This window comes from Burkholderia sp. Ax-1724, assembly GCF_011752995.1.
GTDB lineage: Bacteria > Pseudomonadota > Gammaproteobacteria > Burkholderiales > Burkholderiaceae > Paraburkholderia.
In genome coordinates, this window is record NZ_VWWL01000022.1 from 1 (window position 1) to 24,059 (window position 24,059).

The 24,059-nt window shown below is 62.3% G+C and carries 23 protein-coding genes, 1 pseudogene and 1 riboswitch; of the genes and pseudogenes, 16 read left to right on the plus strand and 8 right to left on the minus strand.

Annotated elements, in window-relative coordinates:
- Nucleotides 1-480 precede the first annotated feature (480 nt).
- The 3 genes from F3J19_RS24275 to F3J19_RS24285 are packed head-to-tail and all read right to left on the minus strand — an operon-like array spanning nt 481 to nt 3,069.
- Nucleotides 481-1,884, minus strand: coding sequence for a hypothetical protein (locus F3J19_RS24275; RefSeq protein WP_167047228.1), 1,404 nt, complete (start codon nt 1,882-1,884; stop codon nt 481-483).
- A complete protein-coding gene (locus F3J19_RS24280) occupies nt 1,881-2,273 on the minus strand; it encodes a hypothetical protein (RefSeq protein ID WP_167047231.1) in 393 nt (130 codons plus the stop codon). Before F3J19_RS24280 ends, F3J19_RS24275 begins: the two co-directional genes overlap by 4 nt.
- A gap of 1 nt (nt 2,274) precedes the next feature.
- Nucleotides 2,275-3,069: a hypothetical protein gene (locus F3J19_RS24285; protein ID WP_167047234.1), complete on the minus strand. Its 795-nt coding sequence runs from the start codon at nt 3,067-3,069 to the stop codon at nt 2,275-2,277.
- Between the two features lie 215 nt (nt 3,070-3,284).
- A riboswitch (yybP-ykoY riboswitch) is annotated at nt 3,285-3,460 on the plus strand.
- Nucleotides 3,461-3,584: 124 nt separating this feature from the next.
- On the opposite strand from F3J19_RS24285, the gene F3J19_RS24290 reads away from it, so the two are divergent.
- From F3J19_RS24290 to rpsU, 6 genes and pseudogenes are all read left to right on the plus strand, one after another.
- Nucleotides 3,585-4,595, plus strand: a complete 1,011-nt coding sequence (locus tag F3J19_RS24290) for a sodium:calcium antiporter (RefSeq protein ID WP_167047237.1) — start codon at nt 3,585-3,587, stop codon at nt 4,593-4,595.
- Between the two features lie 265 nt (nt 4,596-4,860).
- Nucleotides 4,861-6,309, plus strand: a complete 1,449-nt coding sequence (locus F3J19_RS24295) for a flagellin (protein WP_167047240.1) — start codon at nt 4,861-4,863, stop codon at nt 6,307-6,309.
- 143 nt (nt 6,310-6,452) lie between these two features.
- Nucleotides 6,453-8,060, plus strand: coding sequence for a flagellar filament capping protein FliD (fliD, locus tag F3J19_RS24300; protein WP_167047243.1), 1,608 nt, complete (start codon nt 6,453-6,455; stop codon nt 8,058-8,060).
- Nucleotides 8,061-8,080: 20 nt separating this feature from the next.
- Entirely contained in the window at nt 8,081-8,380 is a 300-nt protein-coding gene (gene fliT, locus F3J19_RS24305; protein WP_167047246.1) for a flagellar protein FliT, read from the plus strand.
- 132 nt (nt 8,381-8,512) lie between these two features.
- A pseudogene (locus F3J19_RS32775) lies at nt 8,513-8,710 on the plus strand (aldo/keto reductase); the annotation flags it as partial.
- 447 nt (nt 8,711-9,157) lie between these two features.
- Nucleotides 9,158-9,370, plus strand: coding sequence for a 30S ribosomal protein S21 (gene rpsU, locus F3J19_RS24315; RefSeq protein WP_007581560.1), 213 nt, complete (start codon nt 9,158-9,160; stop codon nt 9,368-9,370).
- Nucleotides 9,371-9,561: 191 nt separating this feature from the next.
- On the opposite strand, the gene F3J19_RS24320 is transcribed toward rpsU, so the two are convergent.
- Nucleotides 9,562-10,158, minus strand: coding sequence for a DNA-3-methyladenine glycosylase I (locus tag F3J19_RS24320; protein WP_167047249.1), 597 nt, complete (start codon nt 10,156-10,158; stop codon nt 9,562-9,564).
- 140 nt (nt 10,159-10,298) lie between these two features.
- Here F3J19_RS24320 and F3J19_RS24325 point away from each other — a divergent pair, with 140 nt between their 5' ends.
- Together F3J19_RS24325 and F3J19_RS24330 are read left to right on the plus strand one after the other, a co-directional pair.
- A complete protein-coding gene (locus tag F3J19_RS24325; RefSeq protein ID WP_167047252.1) occupies nt 10,299-11,180 on the plus strand; it encodes a BadF/BadG/BcrA/BcrD ATPase family protein in 882 nt (293 codons plus the stop codon).
- 206 nt (nt 11,181-11,386) lie between these two features.
- Nucleotides 11,387-12,208, plus strand: coding sequence for a Cof-type HAD-IIB family hydrolase (locus F3J19_RS24330; RefSeq protein WP_167047255.1), 822 nt, complete (start codon nt 11,387-11,389; stop codon nt 12,206-12,208).
- A gap of 194 nt (nt 12,209-12,402) precedes the next feature.
- Here the strand turns inward: F3J19_RS24330 and F3J19_RS24335 are convergent, their stop codons facing one another.
- The 3 genes from F3J19_RS24335 to aqpZ all read right to left on the minus strand — a co-directional run bounded on the left by F3J19_RS24335 (nt 12,403) and on the right by aqpZ (nt 14,614).
- Nucleotides 12,403-12,681: a PXPV repeat protein gene (locus F3J19_RS24335; protein ID WP_167047258.1), complete on the minus strand. Its 279-nt coding sequence runs from the start codon at nt 12,679-12,681 to the stop codon at nt 12,403-12,405.
- Nucleotides 12,682-12,966: 285 nt separating this feature from the next.
- On the minus strand, nt 12,967-13,689 hold the full coding sequence (locus F3J19_RS24340; RefSeq protein ID WP_167047261.1) for a histidine phosphatase family protein: 723 nt from the start codon (nt 13,687-13,689) through the stop codon (nt 12,967-12,969).
- A 184-nt stretch (nt 13,690-13,873) separates the two neighbouring features.
- Nucleotides 13,874-14,614 carry an aquaporin Z gene (aqpZ, locus tag F3J19_RS24345; protein ID WP_167047264.1) on the minus strand — a complete coding sequence of 247 codons (741 nt, stop codon included), beginning with the start codon at nt 14,612-14,614 and terminating at the stop codon, nt 13,874-13,876.
- A 284-nt stretch (nt 14,615-14,898) separates the two neighbouring features.
- On the opposite strand from aqpZ, the gene F3J19_RS24350 reads away from it, so the two are divergent.
- Nucleotides 14,899-15,201 carry an H-NS histone family protein gene (locus F3J19_RS24350; RefSeq protein WP_167047267.1) on the plus strand — a complete coding sequence of 101 codons (303 nt, stop codon included), beginning with the start codon at nt 14,899-14,901 and terminating at the stop codon, nt 15,199-15,201.
- Nucleotides 15,202-15,491: 290 nt separating this feature from the next.
- On the opposite strand, the gene F3J19_RS24355 is transcribed toward F3J19_RS24350, so the two are convergent.
- On the minus strand, nt 15,492-16,556 hold the full coding sequence (locus F3J19_RS24355) for a glycosyltransferase family 4 protein (RefSeq protein ID WP_167047270.1): 1,065 nt from the start codon (nt 16,554-16,556) through the stop codon (nt 15,492-15,494).
- Nucleotides 16,557-17,342: 786 nt separating this feature from the next.
- Here F3J19_RS24355 and flhD point away from each other — a divergent pair.
- The 7 genes from flhD to F3J19_RS24390 all read left to right on the plus strand — a co-directional run bounded on the left by flhD (nt 17,343) and on the right by F3J19_RS24390 (nt 24,023).
- Complete coding sequence (gene flhD / locus F3J19_RS24360; RefSeq protein ID WP_167285293.1) at nt 17,343-17,663, plus strand: flagellar transcriptional regulator FlhD; 321 nt, start codon at nt 17,343-17,345, stop codon at nt 17,661-17,663.
- Entirely contained in the window at nt 17,663-18,385 is a 723-nt protein-coding gene (gene flhC / locus F3J19_RS24365) for a flagellar transcriptional regulator FlhC (protein WP_240159207.1), read from the plus strand. Before flhD ends, flhC begins: the two co-directional genes overlap by 1 nt.
- A 134-nt stretch (nt 18,386-18,519) precedes the next feature.
- Nucleotides 18,520-19,380 (plus strand): flagellar motor stator protein MotA, encoded by an 861-nt coding sequence (gene motA, locus F3J19_RS24370; RefSeq protein ID WP_167047273.1) that lies wholly within the window; start codon nt 18,520-18,522, stop codon nt 19,378-19,380.
- Between the two features lie 16 nt (nt 19,381-19,396).
- Nucleotides 19,397-20,404 (plus strand): flagellar motor protein MotB, encoded by a 1,008-nt coding sequence (gene motB / locus F3J19_RS24375; RefSeq protein WP_167047276.1) that lies wholly within the window; start codon nt 19,397-19,399, stop codon nt 20,402-20,404.
- Between the two features lie 86 nt (nt 20,405-20,490).
- A complete protein-coding gene (locus F3J19_RS24380) occupies nt 20,491-20,868 on the plus strand; it encodes a response regulator (protein WP_167047279.1) in 378 nt (125 codons plus the stop codon).
- A 107-nt stretch (nt 20,869-20,975) separates the two neighbouring features.
- Nucleotides 20,976-23,366: a chemotaxis protein CheA gene (gene cheA / locus F3J19_RS24385; RefSeq protein WP_167047282.1), complete on the plus strand. Its 2,391-nt coding sequence runs from the start codon at nt 20,976-20,978 to the stop codon at nt 23,364-23,366.
- A 126-nt stretch (nt 23,367-23,492) separates the two neighbouring features.
- Nucleotides 23,493-24,023 carry a chemotaxis protein CheW gene (locus tag F3J19_RS24390; RefSeq protein WP_167047285.1) on the plus strand — a complete coding sequence of 177 codons (531 nt, stop codon included), beginning with the start codon at nt 23,493-23,495 and terminating at the stop codon, nt 24,021-24,023.
- Nucleotides 24,024-24,059 lie beyond the last annotated feature (36 nt).

Below are 24,059 nucleotides of genomic sequence, written 5' to 3' on the forward strand. Positions count from 1 at the left end.
TGCTCAATATAGCCACGTCGATCACTCCGTTCCCCCGCCCGTTGCCGAGCAGGTCAGTGTTCTACGTGGGTCAAGATTCGATGCAAATTACTGCCGAGGGTGGGTCAGGATTCCGTGCAAATCAACACACTTTTGCTAAAAACAAAATTTTTTCGTGCGTCAAGCCGCCGAAAACCACCAGCAAAAAAGACCACCGGCGCCACATGATTGTGTCGCGCACACTTGGAGCAATAGCTAGGATCCACAGTTCGAGAGGGTGTTGAAGGTCGCTAGCGCAAAGGGCATTTTCTTGAACTTGGTATCCATTGCTAAGTGGGCAGTTGATCGATTAGTTTGGTAGTCCTCCGCTCCTGTAATAATTTGTTGCAAAAAACTGCGGCGATAAGGCCGTTACCTCTCAGGTCGTACCCGTAAGACGGTAGGCACCGCTAATGCCTTATTTGGCGCGCCTCTCCCCGCTTTTTTCGATCCCAGCCGGGTTCAAAACCCCTCAAACAACCGATCAGAAAAAACCAACCCCGCATCCGCAGTCAGCGCCTCGAAGCACGTATCCTCGACAAACGGCAAGCCGGCCGAACGGCGCCCATTCACAAGAAGCCGGATCATGCTCGAAAACGCAATCATGTTCTCGGCGCTTTCGCGGCTTATCGGCTTCTCTCCCGGCGTAAACGACTGAAACACCTCGCCATTCGCTTTAAAGTAGATGGGGATACCCGGCAATTCCCCGGATATCAAAGAGGTTGCGTACCTTCGCCCGGAAAAATAAGCCTCGGGGTCGGCCAGAATCGAATGACAGAACGGAAGAAAACTATCCAATAGCTGTGTCTCCACAACGTTGAACAGGTGATCCGTAGCAACGGTAATATTGGTTAAGCTTCTCTCCAGTCGCTGACTCGCCCTCTGATGGAATCCGTCCAGCACGCTGTTGAGATCGTGGAAGCCCCACTCCGCCAAAAAAGACGCGGCATGTTGATGTGCCTCGGCGACGTCGATGGTCCCGCTTCCATTGCGCAAGACGTGTTCGATTAACGCAAAATACAATGCGCCCGCCGAAACTTCGACTTCCTTTCCCTCTACTGTTCTAGCGTTTCCCTGCAGCGCAACCCAAAGAAGATAGTTCATCACGGAGCCGGCTCCATGGCGGCCGGCGAATTTTCCCGTCAGCAGCAAATCCTCGGCGACACCATTGATCAGCCACGTGTAGGTTCTCGCGTTCGGGCCGCCATGTATCAGTTTCCAGAGAATTTCATATGCTTCGCCCCCAAACAGGTCGTACACGACTTCGAGCTGAACGAGGACGGCACTCGCCTCGAGCAAATGCTTCACGCCGACCCACGAATACACTCCGCTACCGACTACGCCGGCCTTATCCAGCAAAGAATCCAGTTCCGTATACTTCGACACGAATTCCAGCACGTCCTGATCTATTCCGTTCATGGACGGCGCATGCATGGACAAGGGCAGCGGAATAGGTTGCGATGCATTCCTGCTTTGCCAGTCTTTTAGCTTTCGTTGCAGTTTCGGCACATTCTTGTAATGCACGAAGTACTGCCGCAAGATGCGCTGGCCTACGATCGTCGACATCAGATCGTGCGAGTGTCTAGCCTCATGAAAAAAGCATGACAGATAAGCGAGAAAGATCCCCACCGTTCTGTCGCTGGGGTCGATCTTTTTGAAGTGCTCGAAATAGTCGCGAGCCGCTTCATTGAATCGGGATTCCGATCGCAGCGTCTCGTCTGGGCCGTGCAAACCCAACAGCCGCTGGACAGCTTGGGAAACGGCCGCCGGGGTTGACTCGAGTCCAAGTCGATCGAAGTCGATGTAGATGGCCAGGCTGTCGGTCAGAGCCTTGGCGAAGCCATCACTGCCATACAGGGCGTTCAACGATCGGCCTTTTCCGCGAGGATCTTGCGAAGCTGTTCGGTGGACTCGGGATCGTCCGTATTCAGCTCGAAAATCGTGCCGTCGGAAAATCGGATTGGAACGACCTTCGACTCCTTTGAGCGCCCCATATATCGCTTGCAAACAAGCTCGATGATCAATTTTGCGGCGATGCCTTGCGCGGCGGCACCCACCACCTTCAGGAGTATCCAGCCGATGGCCGCGCCCGATATCGGATCGAAGGAGAGTTCGTCTTTGGCGGACTCGCTGTCTGGCTCGGGCAGCCGGTAGCTTACCTGGCAGTTTTCGGAAAGCTCTCGTGCAACTTCGGCAACGTCCTGTCCCATGTCGACGGGAAGCTGTATGCCAAACTTCACGGTTTGCTGAGTCATGTTATGCGCTCCTGTTTCTTGATTTGAATTCGGACATGATGCGAAAAGCGGTTGAGCTGCTGCCCAGGCTATGCAGGCGCGCGACAGTCATCAGCACGGCGTCCAGCGGCTGAGCGGACAATTGCGACGCGGGCGGGAGTGGTTTGCCTAATCTCTCGCAGCAGAATAACAATCCCGGTACGTCCTGGACTTTTCCATAGATACGCGCGGCCTGGCCATACACGGTTTCGTGTTGCTGCTTTGGAACGATCTCGTCAATGTAGGGAAGATATCGGTCGACGTGAAACGCCGCGCCGACGTAGTCCTCGATCAGTCCGTAGTAGCTCGCCATACCCACGTGCGCGCCGAGCCGTTCCTTTCGTTGTTCATAAGCGGCGAGATTCAGAATGACCTCGAAAAAACCTCGCGCGGCATCGATGGCGGCATCGGTGGCTTCTGCGCCGAGTTTTAGCCACATGTTGCCGGCAGTGAGCAGATTGGCCAAATAGTATTTCGCGTCGTCTCGAACCCACTTTGCAGCAAGAACACCGAGCCACGCGACGCGTGCCGCAAGCATTGCCTGACCATTGACCTCCAGGTGCTCTGCATAGACGCCCAATTGCTGCGCGAGCCATGGCGTCGTCGCTTTTTCAAGCCACCTGAACTTCTTCTCGCTGATCGTCTCGGCAGACTCCGCGTACTGAATCAGCGATTGGAACCGCTCGATATCCTCAGACGTACGAGCGAGTTTCGCTGTCCCCGGTTCTTCAGGAACATAAAACTTCAGGAATGCCGGCGTCGGGGTCGTCTCGGTCACGGTGAACGTCCAGATAGGTACGGGTAAAACATAGCTGAGCGGAATGCGGCAGGCAAGCCGGATTCGACGTCTTCAGCATGGATGGTTGGCGGGCGCTCTATCAGCTCTGAGCGCAACCGCGTGTTATCGGACGATGCCGGGTGCGAGGGTTCGAGCGGAGCGTACGTGGTTCGCGTTTCAACAAGCTTGTTGAAAGCCGCCCGCCCCATTAGAATCCTTCGGTCACTGGGGAGTAGCCTTCCTTCATCCTTTGAAGGAGAGCGCGTCAACATACTTGGCCTGCGGGTCATGGCGCGTTCGACCGGGTCGGTTTGGCGAGACCATTGACGCACTGCCTCGTTCCGGTCGGACGGGCGGCGGTGCGTCATGGGTTCGTCATCTACGTCCGACCGCGGAGTTTGCCCTGTGAATCACCGTCGCCCATCGTCAGTCTCCCCGCGTGTTTTTGCCTTCGCTTATTGCCCGGTTGATCCGGTGAGCGGCCGCACTTTTCGCGCACAGCCGGGGAGCCACGCATGACCGGTCTGTTCCTCGAACTCGCCTGCATGCTGGTCGTCATTCTGGTGGCGGCCGAACTCTTCACCAATGCGCTGGAACATCTCGGCGAACGTCTGAAAATCTCCGAAGGCGTGACGGGTTCGCTATTCGCGGCGGTCGGCACCGCGTTGCCTGAAACGCTCGTGCCGCTGCTCGCGATTGCGGGAAGCCAGGCCGGCAGCTCGGTCAATCAGGAGATCGGCGTCGGCGCGATTCTCGGCGCACCGCTGATGCTCTCCACGCTGTCGACGTTTCTGATGACGCTCGCGATCCTGCGCATGCGCGGCGTCAAGGGCTGGATCACGCCCGAGCGCACCGGCTTCACGCGCGACCTCAACTATTTCCTCTGCGCGTTCCTGCTCGCGGCCGTGGCGATGTACGTGCCGCACGAGCAGATCATCGTGCGCGCGCTCTTCAGCGTCGCGCTGGTCGGCGTGTACGTCACCTATGTGGTGATGACGTTCCGCGCATCGGGCGGGCTCGTCGAGGCGGGACACGGCACCGAAGCGCCCGGCAGGATGATGCTCGCGCGCATCGGCGTGCCGACCAATCTCGCGACGATCGCGCTGCAACTCGCGCTCGCGGTCGCGTTGCTGGTGTGGGGCGCGGAGGGCTTCATCCACGGTGTGCGGGGCGTGTCGGCGGCGCTCGGCGTATCGCCGCTGCTGCTGTCGCTGCTGATCATTCCGATCGCCACCGAATTGCCCGAGAAGGTCAACAGCATCCTGTGGGTGCGGCGTGGCAAGGACACGCTCGCGTTCGGCAACATCACCGGGGCGATGGTGTTCCAGGGGACGCTGCTGCCCGCGATCGGCATTCTGCTGACGCCGTGGACGCCGCGTATCGAAGTGGTGACGGGCGTCGTGATTACGCTGGCCGCGGCCGCGTGGCTGCGTATCAACATACGCGAGCGGGGCTTGCGGGTGGGCGCGCTGCTCGTGTGCGGGGTGCTGTATGCCGTGTATCTGACGGTAACGTTGACGCGCTAGGCGCGGCAAAGCGGGCTTACCGCTGTGTTATCGGCAGGATTCCGACGGACTTGAGGCCTGTGCCGGCGAATCGCCTGCCGCCCCGGTTTACCGGCGCTTCAGCCGGGGCGGAGCGACGAATATGCGGGTTATTCCATAAAGTTTTTCCTGAGTGGGCCGATACCCCAAACAAGGCGGGCGGCAAACGAACAGCAGTTGCCTCGTTCGCTGATGCCTTGGTCTATACGGCATGTAACGGGCTGACGGCCCCAACAGGAGAATTTTCATGCTCGGAATTAACAGCAACATCAACTCGCTGGTCGCGCAGCAGAACCTGACCAACTCGGGTAGCGCACTCTCGCAAGCAATTACGCGTCTGTCGTCGGGCAAGCGCATCAACAGCGCAGCGGACGACGCAGCCGGCCTCGCCATCTCGAACATCATGCAGACCCAGATCAACGGTCTGACGCAAGGTGTGTCGAACTCGAACGACGGCGTTTCGATGGTGCAAACCGCATCGAGCGGCCTGTCGTCGCTGACGAGCAGCCTGCAGCGCATCCGCGACCTCGCAACGGAAGCCTCCAACGGCGGCATGACCGATACCGACCGCGCAGCGCTGCAACAGGAAGTCGCGCAGCAGATTCAGGAAGTGAACCGTATCGCTTCGCAAACGACGTACAACGGCATGAACGTGCTGAACGGTTCGCTCGGCAGCGTGTCGTTCCAGGTCGGCGCGAATGTCGGTCAGACGATCAGCCTGAACCTCTCGCAAAACGTGTCGGCGGCATCGCTCGGCGGTGGTGCGGTGCAGGCGGGCGATACGGTCGCGTCGCTGGCTGTTTCTCTCGACTCGAACGGTGGTGCCTGGGCGGCCGGCACGTCGACGGGCACGGAAATCACGCAGTTGAACGTGCTGTCGGACGGCAAGGGCGGCTTCACGTACACGGACCAGAACGGCAACGCGCTTTCGTTCGATCCGACCGCCGCAACCACCCAGGCTTTCACCGTCAGCGCCACCACCGGCGCGCTGTCGATCACTGCCGGCGGCTCGCTCGATGCGGCCACCCAGATGGTTGCAATCAATGGCGCCAACGCCAAGCCTCAGACCGCTGGCGCGACGCTCGGCACGATCACCGGTCTCGACATCAGCGCGACGACCGGCGCGGACGCGACGACCCCGTCGTCCACGGATATCACGTCGATCACGGTGAAGTCGGACGGTAACCAGGGTCTGACGTTCTGGGATCAGAACGGCAACCAGATCACGAGCGGCACCACGGCAGGCGCGGCGATTCTCGGTACCAACGGTCTCGGCTATACGGCCCCCACGGGCGGTGCAGCCGGAACTTTGGGCACGACGCTCGGCGCCAACGTCACGCAGACGGCGAACCCGTGGACGGCCAGCTCGACCGCCACGACGCAAACCGTCGACCAGATCGACGTCAGCACCGTCGCGGGCGCCAACAAGGCGATCGAATCGATCGACGACGCACTGAACACGGTCAACAACATGCAGGCTACGCTCGGCGCCGCGCAAAACCGCTTCACGGCAATCAGCACGACGCAGCAAGCCCAGTCGACCGATCTGTCGTCGGCCCAGTCGCAAATCCAGGACGCCGACTTCGCGCAGGAAACGGCTGCGCTGAGCAAGGCGCAAGTGCTGCAGCAAGCGGGCATCTCGGTGCTGGCGCAAGCGAACTCGCAGCCGCAGCAGATTCTGAAGCTCCTGCAGTAACACGCTTTACGCAGCATGCGTTCCGCGCCCCGCCGCCGTATCCGGTGCGCGGCACGCAAACCGGTCGGGAGGCTTGCCTCCCGATTGCCATTTCTCAGATCTGAATCGATTCACACGGCATCGCCGAAACACGGAGCCTGTCCATGTCCACCGTATCCTCGACCGCAAGTTCGATCTCCAGCACTGCCGCCGCCACCGCCGCCGCCACGACCGCGGCAGCCAATGCCGCGGTGCAGGAAGCTGCGCAGTCGGTTATCAGCGGCTCGACCGGCAATTCGTCGATGGACGTGAGCTCGCTCGTGACCGCGCTCGTCAACGCCAAGATCGCCGGCCAGGCCGCGACGCTGAGCGCGCAGACAACCCAGGACAACACGGAAATCTCCGCGTACGGCACGCTCTCCGCCGCGCTTTCCGCGCTGCAGGCCGGCCTCACCTCGCTCTCGAACGGCTCGACCGTCAACGACTTCACGGCAGCGGCCAGTGGCAACGGCATCACGGCCTCGGCGGGAGCCGGTGCGGTGGCCGGTTCGTATTCGCTCGACGTGGCTCAGGTGGCGACGGCGCAGGTGCTGACATCGACGGGCTATGACGGGACCAAGGCGCTCGCTTCGGGCCCGAGCACGATGACGCTGTCGGTCGGCGGCGCGAGCACGACGATCTCGCTCGACAGCACCAACAGCACGGTTTCCGGCATCGCCGCGGCCATCAACGGCGCGAGCAACAATCCCGGCGTCACGGCGACTGTCGTGAACGGCGCGGACGGCGCGCACCTCGTGCTGCACGCGGCATCCGCCGGCTCCGCGAATGCCATCAGCGTCCAGGTCACCGATTCGAATTCGAGCGATCCGCTGAACAATCTCGCCGTGTCGAGCAACAAGGGCACGTCGCTGGCCGGCAACGCGAGCGCGACCGGCGCGCAGCTCAAGGCCAATCAGTCGACCCTCAACGACGGTTCGTCGACCGGCGTCACCAGCACCGCTTCCTGGACCCAGACGACGGCCGCCCAGGACGCCTATTTCACGATCGACGGCACGGGCGTCACCAGTTCGACGAACAGCGTGACGTCCGCACTTTCAGGCATCACGCTGAACCTGTCGGCCGCTTCGGTCGATACGACCGGCTCTTCGCCGCAGACGGTGACAGTCGCCCAGGACACCACCTCGCAGGCCAATGCGATCAACCAGTTCGTCACGCTGTACAACACGCTCGTCACGACGATGGGCACGCTGACCTCGTACACCGCGGGTTCGACGTCGCAAGGCGTGCTGCTCGGCGACACGACGCTGAACATGGTGCAGAATCAGCTCGCCTCGATCGTCGCGACGGGCGTGAAAAGCAACGGCACGACGACGAACCTCGCTTCGATCGGCATTACGCTGGGCGCGGACGGCTCGCTCTCGGTCGACAGCACCAAGCTGAACAATGCGCTGCAGAGCAATCAGGCGACCGTGGCGACGCTGTTCAATTCCACCAACGGCGTCGCGCAACAGCTGAACACCAACATCACCGGCTATCTATCGACCACCGGGATCATCACGTCGCGCACCAACGCGCTCAATGCCGACCTGACGAGCCTCGGGACGCAACAGACGTCGCTGTCGACCTATCAGACGCAACTCACCAGTATGTACACCGCGCAGTTCACGGCGCTCAACTCGCTGTTGGCGACGACGAACAACAACTCGCAATATTTGACGCAGCTCTTCGGCGGCACGAACAGCGCCGGCGCGCTGGCCACCAACAAGAACTGAGCGGAACAGGGAGATACGACATGGAACTCGCGGCGCCGATCGATCGCATCTGGCAACTTACCAAGTCCATCGAGCAGGCGGTGGCCGTCGCCGAATGGGAGCGGGCGGCGCAGCTTGCGAGCGAGCGCTCGCCGCTTATCATGTCACTCTCCGCGCAGCAGGCGGGCGCCGCGCTCGATGTGCTCAAGGCGGTTCAGGCAATCGACGAGCGGATCGCCGCGGAGGCGCGCCTGGCGCAGAACGAGCTCAGTGCTGAATATCGGGCGGCGATGCAGGCGGCCGGTCATGCGGGGCAGTATCAGCGCGTCGCGCAATTCTGACGCCGGTCTGATGCCGGTGCGTCGCGCCGGGTTTTGAGCTGTCTGCGCTCGCCGCGTTCTCGCGGACGCGCGTATCGAGTGCCTTGAGCGACCGGCTTGTCCGCCGGTTTGGCGCCAGGCGCGTGACGTTCGATTCTCCGCGCGCTCGATCGCGTCGCCGAGCGGCATGGCAGCACGCCGGCCGCGATCGCACTTGTCTGGTCGATCGTCCGCCAGAGCGTTGCTGCCCCAATTGCGAGCGCGACCTCGGTCGAACAGCTAAAAAGTCTCGCAAATGCCGTCGAGCTCGCGCTGAGTGCCGGCGATATCCGCGAACTGGACGCGGCGAGCACCCGATGGGACGGGCAAAGCGGGCTGCGAGGCCGACGCGGAGCGGCGGTCGGGCTTGTTGCGCCAGCGCTAGGGAAAAGCCTGGCGCAATCGCTAAACCCCTGGTAGGATGGAGAGTTTCCTGATATGATCGGGAGTGAATTGAGATCTTTGCCTGTTTCGTCAGTGTTTTTTCAGTGATGAAAGGTTGGCGAAACGGCAACAGACGCGGCTTTTGCAATACGTCTGTCCGCGTTCCGCGGTGAACTCCCCACCTCTCTTTTCCGGCCTCCGTGGCCGCTTGCCTCTCGCTTCATTATTCGTGGTTTGGCCGGGGTTGTGTTTCTGCCTCGCGTTTGCCTGTTACTGGCCATGAATCGAAGCGACCGGAGGGCCGGCGCGTGAGTGGTTGCCTGAGGTAACCGCCATGCAATTAAACCCGTATCTAGTGATTGAGTTAGGAATTACATGACGACGATTCTTCTGAAGGAAAACGAGCCGTTCGAAGTGGCAATTCGCCGCTTTCGTCGCGCAATCGAAAAGAATGGCCTGATCGCTGAACTGCGTGAGCGCCAGGCATACGAAAAGCCGACCACGGCACGTAAGCGCAAGAAGGCTGCTGCGGTCAAGCGCCTGCACAAGCGTCTGCGCAGCCAGATGCTGCCGAAAAAGCTGCACTAAGCACGCTTTTCCACAGGCCGAACGGCGGTGTGAGCTTCGAAAGAAGCCACATCGCCGTTTTGCTTTTGGGGGCTTGTTTGCGAGAGCCGGGCATGGCCGGTTGCGGATTGGGATGACTGCCGGCGTTTATTGATGCCTGGATTTTGCGTCAGGAGCGCTTTTTTCAGCACGCAGGATCGATCAACGCTGTTTCAATCCGCCTTGCGCTTGCGCACCTTTTTGCCGAGCGCCGCGCATCGTGCGCGACACATACAGGTCGTCTCGTGGTCGTTCACCATGCCGACCGCCTGCATGAACGCATAGCAGATCGTCGAGCCGACGAACTTGCAGCCATAGCGTTTCAACGCCTTGCTCAATGCGTCCGACACGTCTGTCGACGCGGGCGCATGCTTGTACGACTCCCATTCGTTCTGGATCGGCGTGTCGTCGACGAAAGACCATACGAAGTTCGCGAGCGAGCCGTGCTCGGCCTGAATCTGCTGCACGGCGCGCGCGTTCTGAATGGCCGCCTCGATCTTGCCACGATGACGCACGATGCTTTCGTCGGCGACGAGTGTGTCGACGTGTTTCGGCGTGAAGCGCGCGACCTTATCGATGTCGAAGCCGGCGAAGGCGCGGCGATAACCAGCCCGCTTATTGAGTATTGTCGACCACGACAAACCGGCCTGCGCGCCTTCGAGCACGAGCATCTCGAACAGGTGCGGGTCGTCACGCGAGGGCACGCCCCATTCGGCATCGTGGTACTGTGCGAGCGCTTCGCTCGATACCCAGTTGCATCGCTGTGTCACTGTCGCGCTCCCGTGCGGTCATGTCGTTCGCCAGCATAGCCGAAGCGGGACACTCCGCAAGCTAGCCGTTCGGCCAATTGCGAGATTGGAGCCGACCTGCCACGCTACGCGTTATTCACCCACGATACTCATTCGATTCGATGAATCACGACTTCTTTCTGATTGGCGTCGACGGCGGCGGTACCGGCACGCGCGTCGTGCTCGGAGACGCGCAGGGCCGCGAACTGGCACAAGCAACAGGTGGTCCGTCGGGCCTCGGGCTCGGCATCGCGGGCGCGTGGCAGTCCATTCAGAGCGCTTGCGGCGAAGCGTTCGCACGTGCGGGCATGGCGTTGGACTGGTCGCGCTGTGTACTCGGTTGCGGCCTCGCGGGCGTCAACAATCGCGACTGGCTCGCCGAGTTCCATGCGCAGGCGCCGAAGCTCGCTGGCCTTGCCGTCGAGAGCGACGCCTATACGACCCTGCTCGGCGCGCACGACGGCGCGCCTGGCGTGATCGTGGCGCTCGGCACAGGCAGCGTTGCGGCATCGCTTGCGAGCGACGGCGAGTTTCGCATGGCGAGCGGCTATGGCTTCCCGTCGGGCGATGAGGCGAGCGGCGCGTGGCTCGGCGTGCGGCTCATCGTCCATGCGCAGCAGGCGCTCGACGGCCGCGTGCCGCTCGACGATCTTGCGCAGGCGCTGCTCGTTCACACAGGCGTGCGGGATCGCGACAGCCTCGTCGTGTGGCTCTGCGCGGCCAATCAGACGGCGTATGCGCGGCTCGCGCCCATCGCGATCGCCCATCGCACGCATCCGTTCGCGGCCCGGCTGCTCAACGAGGCCGGTGCCGAGGTGGGCAAGATGATTGCCGCGCTGGACGCTTCGGCGAGCCTGCCGGTCGCGCTGTGCGGTGGGCTCGGCGCGCCGCTGCGCGAATATGTGCCGCAAGCGTATCAGGCGCGTTTGCGGGAGCCGCTTGCCGATTCGGCGCACGGCGGGTTGCAACTGGCCCGGCGCGAAGCGGCGCGGCTCGTTGGCTGATTGGCTGATTGGCTGATGTTCGGCAACCGAAGGCTGAGGACGCTTGTAGCTTTGTGCTCGTCGTGGTGCTGTTACGCATGCCGCTTAAAGTGGGGCTGCCAATGCGATCAGTCTGGCCTATTCACCTGCGGCAGCCGCCACGCCCGCCAACGGTAAAATACGCACTTTGACGCTGCCCTGACGGCTCACAACCGCCGGTTCTCACCATGTACAAAGTCATCGCCACGGATCTCGACGGCACGCTGCTCAACGCCGATCATCAGGCGGACCCGTTCACGGTTGCCACGGTGCGCAAGCTCGAACGCGACGGACTGCAGTTCGTGATCGCCACGGGGCGGCATTATTGCGACGTCGCGGGAATTCGCGACCTGCTCGGCATCAACCCGTATCTGATCACGTCGAACGGCGCGCGCATTCACGCGCCGGACAACACAGTCATTCACGCCGACGACCTGCCGCCTGCCGTCGTCCAGCGGCTCGTGCAACCTGACATTGCCGGTGCGCATGGCCGCGCGATCGTCAATCTGTTTGCCGACGCGGCATGGCTCATCGATCGCGACGCGCCCGATCTGCTGAAGTTTCATCAGGACTCGGGCTTCACCTATGAAGTGACCGATCTGCCGAATCACGATGGCGCCGACATCGCGAAGGTGCTGTACATCGGCGATCCGGCCGATCTCGCGCAGATCGCCGCCAATCTCGAACGCGAATTCGGCGAGCGCCTGTACGTAACTTATTCGTTGCCGGATTGTCTGGAAGTGATGACGGCGAATGTGTCGAAGGGGCGCGCGTTGCAGATCGTGCTCGAGCGCCTTGGCATCGATGCCGCGCAATGCGTCGCGTTCGGCGACAACATGAACGACATCGATCTGCTCGAAACGGCCGGCCATCCGTTCATGATGAACAACGCCAATCCCGACCTCGTCACGCGTCTGCCGCATGTGCCGCGCATCGGCAACAACTTCGAGGCGGGCGTGGCGCACCATTTGCGCAAGCTCTTCTCGCTCGGCGACGAACTGGCTTCCTGAACCGGAATGAAACCGGCCCGCATTCGCTTTCGCGGAGGCGGGCCGGTGGTGGCGCGAACGCCCGATCGTGCGGGCTTCGATTGATCGCGAACTGCCGATTGATGCCAATGGCGAGCCAGCCGGGCTGGCGCAGCGTCATCCACGCCGATTCCCGATACAACCCAGCCGACGTTCAACCCGCCTCGGCTCGATTCTCAATCCCGCCAACCACGATGCCCGCCGCGATCGTCGCGGCCCCAGCGGCGGTCGTTGTGACCCCAGCCGCGGTCATAGCGGCGATAGTCGCGGTAGTAGCCATGATTCCAGCCGCCGTAGTACACCGGCTCCGGTGCCGCGTAGACGCGCGCGGGGGCGGCATAAACCGGAGCGCCGAGCGACAGGCCGATGTTCAGATCCGTATGCGCTTGCGCGACTCCGCATGCGCCCGCCGCGAGTCCGGCAGCAACCAGCAGGTGAGTGACGATGCGTTTCATGTTGTTCTCCTGTGAAGCGACGTAGGTTTGTCGCACAGGACCAATGTACGCACCGAGGGCGGTTCGGACTGCGACGAGATGTTACGGACTGCAAGCATCGTCGAGGCAATCGAAGGGCGCCGGAAATCTGATGCGTTCGCGGCGGTCATTCGCCGCGTCGCGCCGGATGCACCGCTATGTAAGGCTGTGCGGCTGACGGGCGCATCCGGCCGCGTCGCGTATCGCTCGTTGCATACGACCCACGTCGCAACGCGCGTAATAGCGGCTTACATTTGTATTACCCGATTAATCGGCCGCATTCGCTGAAGCGCCGCTTGCGGCCGCCGAAGCAGCCGGCAGTGCCGCGCAAGGGCAATCGGCCGCGCGTCCGTCCAGGCCTTCCCGATCGTGTTTGAAGCTCGCACGAGGCGTGCCGTTTTGCCAGTCGAGCCGAACGATATAGATGCTGTCGAAATCCGCGCTGCGCCACTTCGGGACGTCGGCCGCGTTGCCACCATATGCGCTCATCATTTGCCGCGACAGTTTTTCGATCAGCCGGTGTTCCCATGCGATGACGATCAGCTTGCCCTGGTTGGCCGGATCGGCGAGCGCATTGCCCAACTGGTCGATCTGCGCAAAACCGTACGGCGTTTGCACGGGCATCTGAAATTGAATGGCGGTCGGCTCGATCGTCGCGAGCGGACGGACGTAATAGTAGGGATGGCCGTTGTCGTCTTTCTGCTGACCGGGATCCGGCGCGTAGATCGCATCGGGTTTGCCGAATTTGGCGGCGATGACGGCCGGCAGGGCGAGAGCACGGTTGAGCCCCTGGCAGTCGAGCTGACCGTAGCCTTGAGCGGGTTTCTCGCCATGTCGAACGAAGACGAGCGTTTCGATATTGCCGTCTGCCTTCTCCGTGACCGCCGTTGCAGGCGTCGCCGCATGCGCCGCCTGCAGCGCGAGTACGCCGGCGCACAAGCTGCCGATCGAAAGTGCTGCGCCATGCAGCCATCCACGGAAACGATTCATCGGTCACCCCTGCGCAAAAGGCCGTGATGTCGTCCGATTCTAGCAGCGCGCTTCCTTAATACGCGGTGGCTGGCTTATGCCACACTCTCGTTCGATTGCATAAAAAACGGGCGCCGTAGCGCCCGCTTTTACTGATTGCGCCATTCACGCAATTTACACAATTACGCTTTGCACAAGCGCTTCGTCAATCGAGCGCCAGTTGTTGTGCATTGTCGCTGCGATTTTCGGCGAGGAGCGGATAAACGACGCCCGCGATTACCGCGCCGATAATCGGCGCAACCCAGAACAGCCACAGCTGATCGACCGCCGCGCCGCCGACGAACAGCGCCGGGCCGGTCGAGCGTGCCGGGTTGACCGACGTGTTGGTGACCGGAATCGAAATCAGGTGGATCAGCGTCAGGCACAGGCCGATCGCGATCGGTGCGAAGCCGGCCGGCGCGCGCCGGTCGGTTGCGCCGAGGATCACGAACAGGAAGAAGCCGGTCATCACGACTTCGCAGATGAACGCCGCGGCGAGCGAGTAATGGCCCGGCGAGTGCTCGCCGTAACCGTTCGTGGCAAAGCCGCTGGCGACGAGATCGAAGCCCGGCTTGCCCGACGCGATCAGCGACAGCACGAACGCACCGAGCACCGCGCCGATCACCTGCGCGACGATGTACGGCAGCAGGTCACGCACCGGAAAGCGGCCGGCGACGGTGAGGCCGACGCTCACGGCCGGATTCAGATGGCAGCCGGAAATATGGCCGATTGCAAACGCCATTGTCAGCACGGTCAGGCCGAATGCGAGCGACACGCCGACGAAGCCGATGCCCAGACCGTGAACCGGCCCGGCAAAATTCGCCGCGAGAACCGCGCTGCCGCAGCCTCCGAGTACGAGCCAGAAAGTGCCGAAAACTTCGGCGACAAGGCGCTTTGACAGCTGCATGATTGGTAATCCTAAAAAAGTGCTCAGGGAGCATGAATCGCTAACGACGAAAACATGCCTTGAGCGCGCAATTCTAGTCAGCAGAATCCAATTCGAGTGTCAAGAATTGTCAAGGCTGTGTCGCTTATGGGGATTATTATGGGATAAACCGAAGGTTTTACAATTCACCAGATTTTAATAATTATCAGAGGAAATCTTCATAAATGGGTATTATTGGCCATTGCGAATTTTTATAATTGCAGTTAGTCTGCGGTCGAATGAGTTCTAGAAAAGGGGAGAACCGAATGTCTCAATATGCAGACCTCAAGGCGCAGATCGCCAAATTGCAGGCACAGGCAGAAGAAGCACGCCGCACGGAGATCGACAATGTCATCGCTGACATCCGCCAGAAGATCGCCGAATACGGTCTGACCGCGCAGGATCTCGGCTTCGCGGTCGCCGCCAAGCGCGGCCGTCCGCCCAAGAAGACGCCGCTGCCGGCGAAATACCAGGACCCGAAATCGGGCAGTACGTGGAGCGGGCGCGGCAAGCCGCCCAAGTGGATCGTCGGCAAGAATCGCGAGCGCTTTCTGATCGGCTCGGTCTGAGTTCGCGGCCGTGGCTGTGAAAGCGGGCTGAAGGTTTTTCGGCCGCCGCTTTTATCGGCGATGGGGCGTGCGATATGAAAGCTCAGCCATGCCGGCATTAAAAAAAGCCGCCCACGTGGGCGGCTTTTTCTTGGCGATCACGAAGATTACCGTGATTTCCCCGCACGCAAACGATTTCCATGCCGGATTTGTCCGCTATGGGTTCGTTTGAAGCGAACGGCTCAGTCCGTTATTCAAAGCCCGCTGAAAGCAGCCGGAAGCAAAAGTTTCCAGCTGCCTTTCAAACGGGTTTAGCCGACCGCCACCTGGCGCAATACCGGGCGGCTCGCCGTTTCAATCAGTGCCGAATAGCCGTCGATATAGTTCTGCGCCATCGTTTTCGAGCTGAAACGGCGTTCGAATTGCGTGCGGATTTCGCTGCGCGACAGCTCGTCGAGACGCTGCAGCGCGGCCACCGCGCCCTGCACGTCCTCGACGATGTAGCCGGTCACGCCATGATCGATCACTTCCGGCACCGAGCCGCGGTTGAACGCGATCACCGGCGTGCCGCACGCCATCGACTCGATCATCACGAGGCCGAACGGCTCCGACCAGTCGATCGGGAACAGCAGCGCCTTCGCGCCCGACAGGAACTCGGGCTTCTGCGCCTCGTTGATCTCGCCGACGAACTCCACATGCGCCATCGACAGCAACGGCTCGATCTCGCGCTTGAAGTACTCCATGTCGACCTTGTCCACCTTGGCGGCGATCTTCAGCGGCAGACCGCTTTGCGCAGCGATCTTGATGGCTGTATCGACGCGTTTTTCGGGGCAGATGCGGCCGAGGAACGCCAGATACTCGGGCTTCCTGTGCGGCTGCGGTGTGAGCAGTTGCTCCGGCAGGCCGTGATAGATCGTGTTGAGCCAGTTGGCCTGCGGCAGCGGAATCCGCTGCGAATCCGAAATCGACACGACCGGCACATGCGAGAACGCGTCGAACACCGGCTGCAATTCCGGTAGATCGAGACGGCCGTGCAGCGTCGTCACGAACGGCGTGTCCATGGTCGTGAAAAGCGGAAACGGCATGTAGTCGAGGTGAAAGTGCAGCACGTCGAACTCGTGCGCGACCTTGCGCACTTTTTCCAGCATCAGCACGTGCGGCGCCAGCGCGTCGCGAATCGTCGGATCGAGGCGCAGCGCGCGCGGCCAGCATGCATCGAGATTCGCGGACGTGACCGAGTCGCCGCTCGCGAACAGCGTGACGTCGTGTCCGAGGTCGACCAGTGCCTCGGTCAGGTACGACACGACGCGTTCGGTGCCGCCGTAGAGTTTCGGCGGGACGGCTTCATACAGCGGCGCAATTTGTGCGATTCGCATGCGGTTTCTCCTGTGTCAATCGGAGTGGACGCTTTGAGGCGTGCTCCGATCCCTTGCGAAAAGGGGGGGTTACTAGGGGCTTCGCGCTGCGGCGCTCGAATAGCGCGAGGAGCGAATGCCACGGACGGCTGGGCGCGGTTTGCCCCCGCCCGAGGGGGCTCCGAATCGGCATCGGGTAATCCCTTAGCTTCATTATCGGGATGAACCGCGCTAATTCGAGTTATTTTTCAAACGCTTAATGTTGTTACAGCGCGAAACATGAGCCGCTACAGCTCAATCGACAGGCTGTCCCGATACTCGGGACGCGTGTTTGCGCATAGTAAACAAACACTCAAAAACGCGTACGCGAGCCGAGCAAGCCGCGCGCCCGGGCGATCGGACGGCAATCGGGAATCGTCTAATAGGGCTTTATTGCAGAGCGGTGAAAAGGTCTTATAATCATCGGCCACCGCCCCGCGGTGCGACGATAAGCCGCTGCAAACTCACCATTCGGCACATGGCATCGCCCCGGAAATTCCCAAAGTGCATAGCACGTCCCTGCCCGCGCGCCGCTTCATCCCATTTATTGCATCGGCTCAGCCTGGTATGTAGGAAAAATTCCTACATAAATGACGGATTAATCCGTCAAAAAGGCAGGGTGTCTCTCCGATTTTCGGCAGCGCCCCCTTTCGAGACAATGCTTGCAACACAGGAAACGAGCCGATTCGCACACTTCGGGTGAATGCGTTCGAGCAAACGTTTTCGCAAAATGGCCTGACCAGCCAGATAAACGTCCGGGGGGAAATCATGAGCACGAATAGCGATATGCTCAATGAGATCAGAGAAGTTAACCTGTCTTATCTCCTGCTCGCGCAGCGTCTGCTGCGCGAAGACAAGCCTATGGGCATGTTTCGCATGGGAATCTCGGATCAGCTCGCAGAGGTGATCGCCAATCTGTCGCTGGCGCAGACCGTCAAGCTGGCGGCGTCCAACCAGATGCTGTGCCGTTTCCGTTTCGACGACCACGCCGTGCTGTCCGCCCTCGCGGACAAGGACAAGGCGAGCGTCGTCGCGCAGGCGCACTCGGCAATCCTGATGGCGAGCCAGCCGGTCGAGCAACTCGGCTGATGGCCGGTAAAAGCGTCGTACTCGAAGTCAGGGAAATCACTCTCGCCATCGAGCTGATCGAACTCGGTGCGCGTCTGCAGTTGCTGGAAGCGGAAACCAGCCTGTCGCGCGACCGGCTCATCAGGCTGTACAAGGAACTGAAAGGGGTATCGCCGCCCAAGGGCATGCTGCCGTTTTCGACCGACTGGTTCATGACCTGGCAGCCGAACTTTCATTCGTCCCTGTTCTACAACACCTACCGCTTCATCACGGACCACGGCGGTTGCCGCGCGATCGAGTCGATCGTGAAGAGCTACCGGCTCTATCTGGAACACGTTCAGTTGCACGGCGACGAGCCGGTGCTGAGCCTCACGCGTGCATGGACGCTCGTGCGCTTCTTCGACTCCGGCATGCTGCAGATGAGCACCTGCTGCCGCTGCGGCGGACACTTCGTCGCCCACGCGCACGAACCGCGGCGCGGCTTCGTCTGCGGGCTGTGCCAGCCGCCCTCGCGCGCGGGCAAGACGAAGAAATCGGCTGAGCGTGCCGGCACGCCCGCGAGAACGGCAACCGTGGGGATGGCCGGCGCCAGGGCGCGCGGGGCAGGCAACGTCCGCGACGCCGTGGGCGCAACCGCCGCAGCTACGGCCACGGCCACTGCTGCCATGCGTGCCGTCAATGCAGTCAATGCCGCGCGCACTGCCATGACGCCCGAGCCCGTCGTCGTCGCCGCTGGACCCTGATCCTTCCCCTAACGCCCCTCAATACCTCGGGCGCACACCCGAGCGCAGCAGCGCTTTTCCCCGAAAGTTTTCCGCACGACTGCCGTAAACAAAACTAACGACGGCTCCCGTCGCTTTTTTGTGAGGGCTCGGCAGTGCTGATTTTCGTGGGAACACTCGTGACGCTATTGTCCGTTTTCGGCGGTTACGCGCTCGAAGGCGGCCATCTCGGCGCGCTGCTGCAACCCGTTGAAGTGCTGATGATCGCCGGCGCCGGATTCGGCGCGTTCATTCTCGGTAACGGGATGAAGACGATCAAGGCAACGCTGCGCGTCATCCCGACCCTGTTCAAGGGGGCCAAATACAACAAGGACGTCTATATGGAGCTGATGGCGCTCCTCTACGTCCTGCTCGCGAAGGCGCGCAAGGAAGGCACGCTGACGCTGGAGGCCGACATCGACGATCCGTCGAAGAGCCCGATTTTCACGCAGTACCCGAAGATTCTCGCCGACAAGCACATCATCGAATTCCTGACCGACTATCTGCGCCTGATGGTCGGCGGCAACATGAACGCGTTCGAGATCGAGAGCCTGATGGACGAGGAGATCGAGACGCACCACCAGGAAGGCGAAGCGCCCGCGCACGCGCTGACCAAGGTCGGCGACGCGATGCCGGCGTTCGGCATCGTCGCCGCGGTGATGGGCGTGGTCCACACGATGGCCTCGGCCGACAAGCCGCCCGCCGTGCTCGGCGAGATGATCGCCCAGGCGCTGGTCGGCACCTTCCTCGGCATTCTGCTTTCGTACGGGCTGATCGGGCCGCTCGCGAGCGTTGCCGAGCAGCGCGTGACCGAGTCGACCAAGATGTTCCAGTGCATCAAGGTGACGATCCTCGCGAGCCTGAACGGCTACGCGCCGGCCATTGCCGTCGAGTTCGGCCGCAAGGTGCTCTTCTCGACCGAGCGCCCGTCGTTCGCCGAGCTCGAAGAGCACGTGCGCCGCGTCAAGGCCAAATAACCAGGCGGCTAAACCGATGAGCAAGGACAAAGACCGCGCGATCGTCGTCAAGCGTTCCACGCCGAAGAAGGCCGGCCACCACGGCGGCGCGTGGAAGCTCGCGTACGCGGACTTCATGACCGCGATGATGGCGTTCTTCCTGCTGATGTGGCTGCTGAGTTCGGCGTCCACGGTGCAGTTGCGCGGCATCGCCGACTACTTCAACCAGCCGCTGAAGATCACGCTGTGGGGCGGCGATCGCAGCGCGGAGGATTCGAGCATCCTGAAGGGCGGCGGGCGCGACATCTCGACCGACGCGCAGGGCGTGACCCGCTCGACCGACGGCAGCAGCAGCCGCGCCGAGCGCAGCGCGTCGCACAACAACGAGGACTCGGTGAAGCAGTTGCAGGGCGAGCTCGAACGCCAGGAGCAGGTGCGTCTGCACGACCTGCAGGTCAAGCTGATGGCCGCGATCGAGGCGAACCCGGTGCTGCGCCAGTTCAAGCAGCAGATCCGCATCGACTCGACGCTGACGGGCCTGCGCATCGAGATCGTCGATTCGCAGAAGCGGCCGATGTTCGCGACCGCCAACGACGAAGTCGAGCCGTACATGCGCGACATCCTGCGCGAGATCGGCCACACGCTGAACGACGTGCCGAACCGCATCATCGTGCAGGGCCACACCGACGCCGTGCCGTACGCGGGCGGCGAGAAGGGCTACAGCAACTGGGAGCTGTCGGCCGATCGCGCGAATGCGTCGCGCCGCGAGCTGATCGCGGGCGGCATGGACGAAGCGAAGGTGATGCGCGTGCTCGGCCTCGCCTCGACGCAGAACCTGAACAAGGCGGACCCGCTCGATCCGGAGAACCGCCGCATCAGCATCATCGTGTTGAACAAAAAGTCGGAAGAGGCGCTCGATCACGACGACTCGACGACGACCACCTTGTCGGACGACGCAGCAGGCTCGAAGCCGTTGCTGCAAAAACTTGCGCAGCCGGCGACGGCTGCACCGAAGCCGACGGCGTCAACGCCGCCGGCCCAGTAACAGGAACAGGATTCGGCCGCCGGGCCGGAACGCGCCTCGCCGGCGCGCTCCGCCCGGGGCCGGGGTTTAAGCGCAGCGAGGTTTTCATGATCAGGCACATCCTGGCAATCGACGATTCGGCATCGATGCGGCAGATCCTTGCCGCGACGCTGACGAGCGCCGGCTATGAGGTCACGCTCGCGGCGGACGGCAACGAGGGGCTCGAAAACGCGCTCGCGACGTCGTTCGATCTCGTGCTGACCGACCAGCACATGCCGGGCCGGACCGGCCTCGATCTGATCGCCGCGCTGCGCGGCAATCCGGCGTACCAGGCGACGCCGATTCTCGTCCTCACGACGGAATCGGGCGAGTCGTTCAAGAGCGCGGCGCGCGAGGCGGGCGCGACCGGCTGGATCGAAAAGCCGCTCGACCCGGACCTGCTGACCGAACTGGTCGCGGCGCTGGCCGAGCCGGAAGCGACCTGACAGGCGGAACCGGTGCGGCAAGCGCCACCTTCGGACACAGTACATAGCTCTCGACGCGGCTGCACGGCAGCTCACGCTCAGACAGGAACTCTCGCGGTGACCCAGGCATGACACTCGACATCACACAGTTCTATCAGACCTTCTTCGACGAAGCGGACGAACTGCTCGCGCAGATGGAGCAACTGCTGCTCAATCTGGACGTGGCGCGCCCGGACCCCGAAGACCTCGCGGCGATTTTCCGCGCCGCGCATTCGATCAAGGGCGGCGCGGCGACCTTCGGCTTCACTGCGCTCACGGAGACGACGCACATTCTCGAGTCGCTACTCGATCGCGCGCGCAACAACGAACTCGTGCTGCGCAAGGACATGATCGACACGTTCCTCGAAACCAAGGACGTGCTGTCGGGCCAGCTCGCCGACTACCGCGCGAGCGCCGAGCCCGATGCGGCGGTGGCGCGCGCGATCTGCGCGAAGCTCGAACAGCTGCATGCGGAAAGCCGCATGGGCGGCGCGCCGGCAGAGGCGCCGGCGGCGGCCGCACCGGTCGCGCAAACGGCACAGGCAGTGGCACAAGCCGAGGCACCGGTCGCAGCCGCGCAGGTACAAGTGCAGGCACAGGCACGCGCAGCGGAACACGCAGCACCAGAACAAAACGGCACCCCGCCCGAGCACGTCGTCGAACAGGCGGTGCAAGCGGCGGCGGGCGAGCGGACCGGCGACGGCGAGGCAGAAGCCAAGGCCGACGGCGCCGGTCCTCATCTGAAAATTACGCTACGGGGCGTGGGAGAGAAAGACCAGGAACTGCTTGCCGAAGAGCTGGGCAACCTGGGCAATATCGTCGGGCAGGTCAAGAGCGGCAGCGATCTGATGCTGTGGCTTTCGACCGACGTACCTTCCGACGACATCATCGCCGTGTGCTGTTTCGTGATCGACGAAAGTCAGATCTCGATCGGCCGCGGCACCGCACCGGCGGATGAGGCGCAGCAAGGCGAACCTGGAACGCCCGATGCTGCCGCTCAGTCGCCGGCGCAAACCGTGTATGTCGCGAGCGCTGTTCCGGCGGCGCAGCCGGTCGGTTACGCGGAGCATGCGGCCGTGTCGGCCACTGCGGTCTCACTGGCTGCGCCCGCGGGCGCAGCCAGTGAGACCGGCGGCGCCGAGCCGGGGGCGTCGTCCGCCGTGTCGGTGCAAGCGGTTCAGGCGGTTCAGGAGGCTCAGGCAACAGCGGCGGCGAAGCCCGCTGCCGGCGCACCCGCCGACCCGGACCGCAAGGCGGGCCGGACGGCCGCGGCGGCGGCCAATGGCGAAGGCAGTTCGATTCGCGTCGGCGTCGAGAAGGTCGATCAGCTAATCAACCTGGTCGGCGAACTGGTGATTACGCAGGCGATGCTTGCGGAAACCACCAGCATGTTCGACCCGGCGCTGCACGACCGGCTCTTCAACGGCATGGCGCAACTCGAACGCAACGCGCGCGATCTGCAGGAAGCGGTGATGTCGATCCGCATGATGCCGATGGATTACGTGTTCAGCCGCTTCCCGCGTCTGGTGCGCGATCTCGCGGCGAAACTCGGCAAGGAGGTCGAACTCGTCACCTTCGGTCAGGCGACCGAGCTCGACAAGAGCCTCATCGAACGGATCATCGATCCGCTCACGCACCTCGTGCGCAACAGCCTCGACCACGGCATCGAAACCGTGGAAGCGCGGCGCGCGGCGGGCAAGGATTCGACGGGGCAACTGGTGCTGTCGGCGGCGCACCACGGCGGCAACATCGTGATCGAGGTCAGCGACGACGGCGCGGGCCTGCGGCGCGACAAGATTCTCGCGAAGGCGGCCAAGCAGGGCATGCAGGTCAGCGACACGATGAGCGACGAGGAAGTCTGGAACCTGATCTTCCTGCCGGGCTTCTCGACGGCGGAGCAGGTCACGGACGTGTCGGGCCGCGGCGTCGGCATGGACGTGGTGAAGCGCAACATCCAGTCGATGGGCGGTCACGTCGAAATTACGTCGCACGCGGGCAAGGGCAGCACCACGCGCATCGTCTTGCCGCTCACGCTCGCGATTCTCGACGGCATGTCGGTGAAGGTCGGCAACGAGATTTTCATCCTGCCGCTGAACTTCGTGATGGAGTCGCTGCAGCCGCTGGCCGAAGACATCTACACGGTCGCCAACGGCGAGCGCGTGGTGCGCGTGCGCGGCGAATATCTGCCGCTCGTCGCGTTGCACGAAGTGTTCAACGTCGCGGATGCGAAGCAGGACCCGACCCAGAGCATCGTCACGATCATGCAGACCGAGGGGCGCCGCTTCGCGATGCTGATCGACGAACTGGTCGGCCAGCAGCAGGTGGTCGTGAAGAATCTGGAAACGAACTACCGCAAGGTACACGGCATTTCCGCCGCGACCATTCTCGGCGACGGCAGTGTCGCGCTGATCGTGGACGTGGCGGCGCTCAATCGCGAATCGCGTCATGCGCATGGGCACGGCGCGATGAGTCTCGCGTGAGGCCGGGCATGAGCGGCGCAAGAGGCACAAGAGGTATGAGCGGCACGACCGCGCGGGCGGCATCCGCACCGGCAGTCTCCGCAACACACATTCAACCCATTTCATCCCAACCGTTTGGGGGCTAACGTGGCAGAAGTCCAATCCATCAATTCGAGCGCCGCGAGCGGAGCGAACGGTCGCCGCGACACGCAGCAGGCGGACGCCGGCGGTCAGGAATTCCTCGTCTTCACGCTCGGCGCCGAAGAGTACGGCATCGACATCCTGAAGGTGCAGGAAATCCGCGGCTACGACAACGTGACGCGCATCGCCAATGCGCCCGAGTTCATCAAGGGCGTCATCAACCTGCGCGGCATCATCGTGCCGATCGTCGACATGCGCATCAAGTTCCATCTGGGCCGCGTCGAGTACGACCATCAGACCGTCGTGATCATCCTGAACGTCGCGCATCGCGTGGTCGGCATGGTCGTCGACGGCGTCTCGGACGTGCTCACGCTCGCGGTCGACCAGATCATGCCGGCGCCCGAATTCGGCGCGACGCTGACGACCGAGTACCTGACGGGCCTCGGCACGGTCGACGGCCGCATGCTGATCCTGATGGACATCGAGAAGCTCATGACCAGCTCCGAGATGGCGCTGACCGAAACGCTCGGCGTCTGAGCGCCGCGTGAACGGCAGCAGCAAGGCAAACCGCAA

Bases quoted from the DNA above. Each gene is read 5' to 3' on its own strand.
- flhD (WP_167285293.1), top strand. From the start codon at position 17,343: ATGAGCACGAATAGCGATATGCTCAATGAGATCAGAGAAGTTAACCTG.
- F3J19_RS24280 (WP_167047231.1), bottom strand. From the start codon at position 2,273: ATGACTCAGCAAACCGTGAAGTTTGGCATACAGCTTCCCGTCGACATG.
- F3J19_RS24290 (WP_167047237.1), top strand. From the start codon at position 3,585: ATGACCGGTCTGTTCCTCGAACTCGCCTGCATGCTGGTCGTCATTCTG.
- F3J19_RS24380 (WP_167047279.1), top strand. From the start codon at position 20,491: ATGATCAGGCACATCCTGGCAATCGACGATTCGGCATCGATGCGGCAG.
- F3J19_RS24330 (WP_167047255.1), top strand. From the start codon at position 11,387: ATGTACAAAGTCATCGCCACGGATCTCGACGGCACGCTGCTCAACGCC.
- rpsU (WP_007581560.1), top strand. From the start codon at position 9,158: ATGACGACGATTCTTCTGAAGGAAAACGAGCCGTTCGAAGTGGCAATT.
- fliD (WP_167047243.1), top strand. From the start codon at position 6,453: ATGTCCACCGTATCCTCGACCGCAAGTTCGATCTCCAGCACTGCCGCC.
- F3J19_RS24335 (WP_167047258.1), bottom strand. From the start codon at position 12,681: ATGAAACGCATCGTCACTCACCTGCTGGTTGCTGCCGGACTCGCGGCG.
- F3J19_RS24355 (WP_167047270.1), bottom strand. From the start codon at position 16,556: ATGCGAATCGCACAAATTGCGCCGCTGTATGAAGCCGTCCCGCCGAAA.
- F3J19_RS24350 (WP_167047267.1), top strand. From the start codon at position 14,899: ATGTCTCAATATGCAGACCTCAAGGCGCAGATCGCCAAATTGCAGGCA.
- F3J19_RS24325 (WP_167047252.1), top strand. From the start codon at position 10,299: ATGAATCACGACTTCTTTCTGATTGGCGTCGACGGCGGCGGTACCGGC.
- flhC (WP_240159207.1), top strand. From the start codon at position 17,663: ATGGCCGGTAAAAGCGTCGTACTCGAAGTCAGGGAAATCACTCTCGCC.
- F3J19_RS24295 (WP_167047240.1), top strand. From the start codon at position 4,861: ATGCTCGGAATTAACAGCAACATCAACTCGCTGGTCGCGCAGCAGAAC.
- cheA (WP_167047282.1), top strand. From the start codon at position 20,976: ATGACACTCGACATCACACAGTTCTATCAGACCTTCTTCGACGAAGCG.
- aqpZ (WP_167047264.1), bottom strand. From the start codon at position 14,614: ATGCAGCTGTCAAAGCGCCTTGTCGCCGAAGTTTTCGGCACTTTCTGG.
- motB (WP_167047276.1), top strand. From the start codon at position 19,397: ATGAGCAAGGACAAAGACCGCGCGATCGTCGTCAAGCGTTCCACGCCG.
- fliT (WP_167047246.1), top strand. From the start codon at position 8,081: ATGGAACTCGCGGCGCCGATCGATCGCATCTGGCAACTTACCAAGTCC.
- F3J19_RS24340 (WP_167047261.1), bottom strand. From the start codon at position 13,689: ATGAATCGTTTCCGTGGATGGCTGCATGGCGCAGCACTTTCGATCGGC.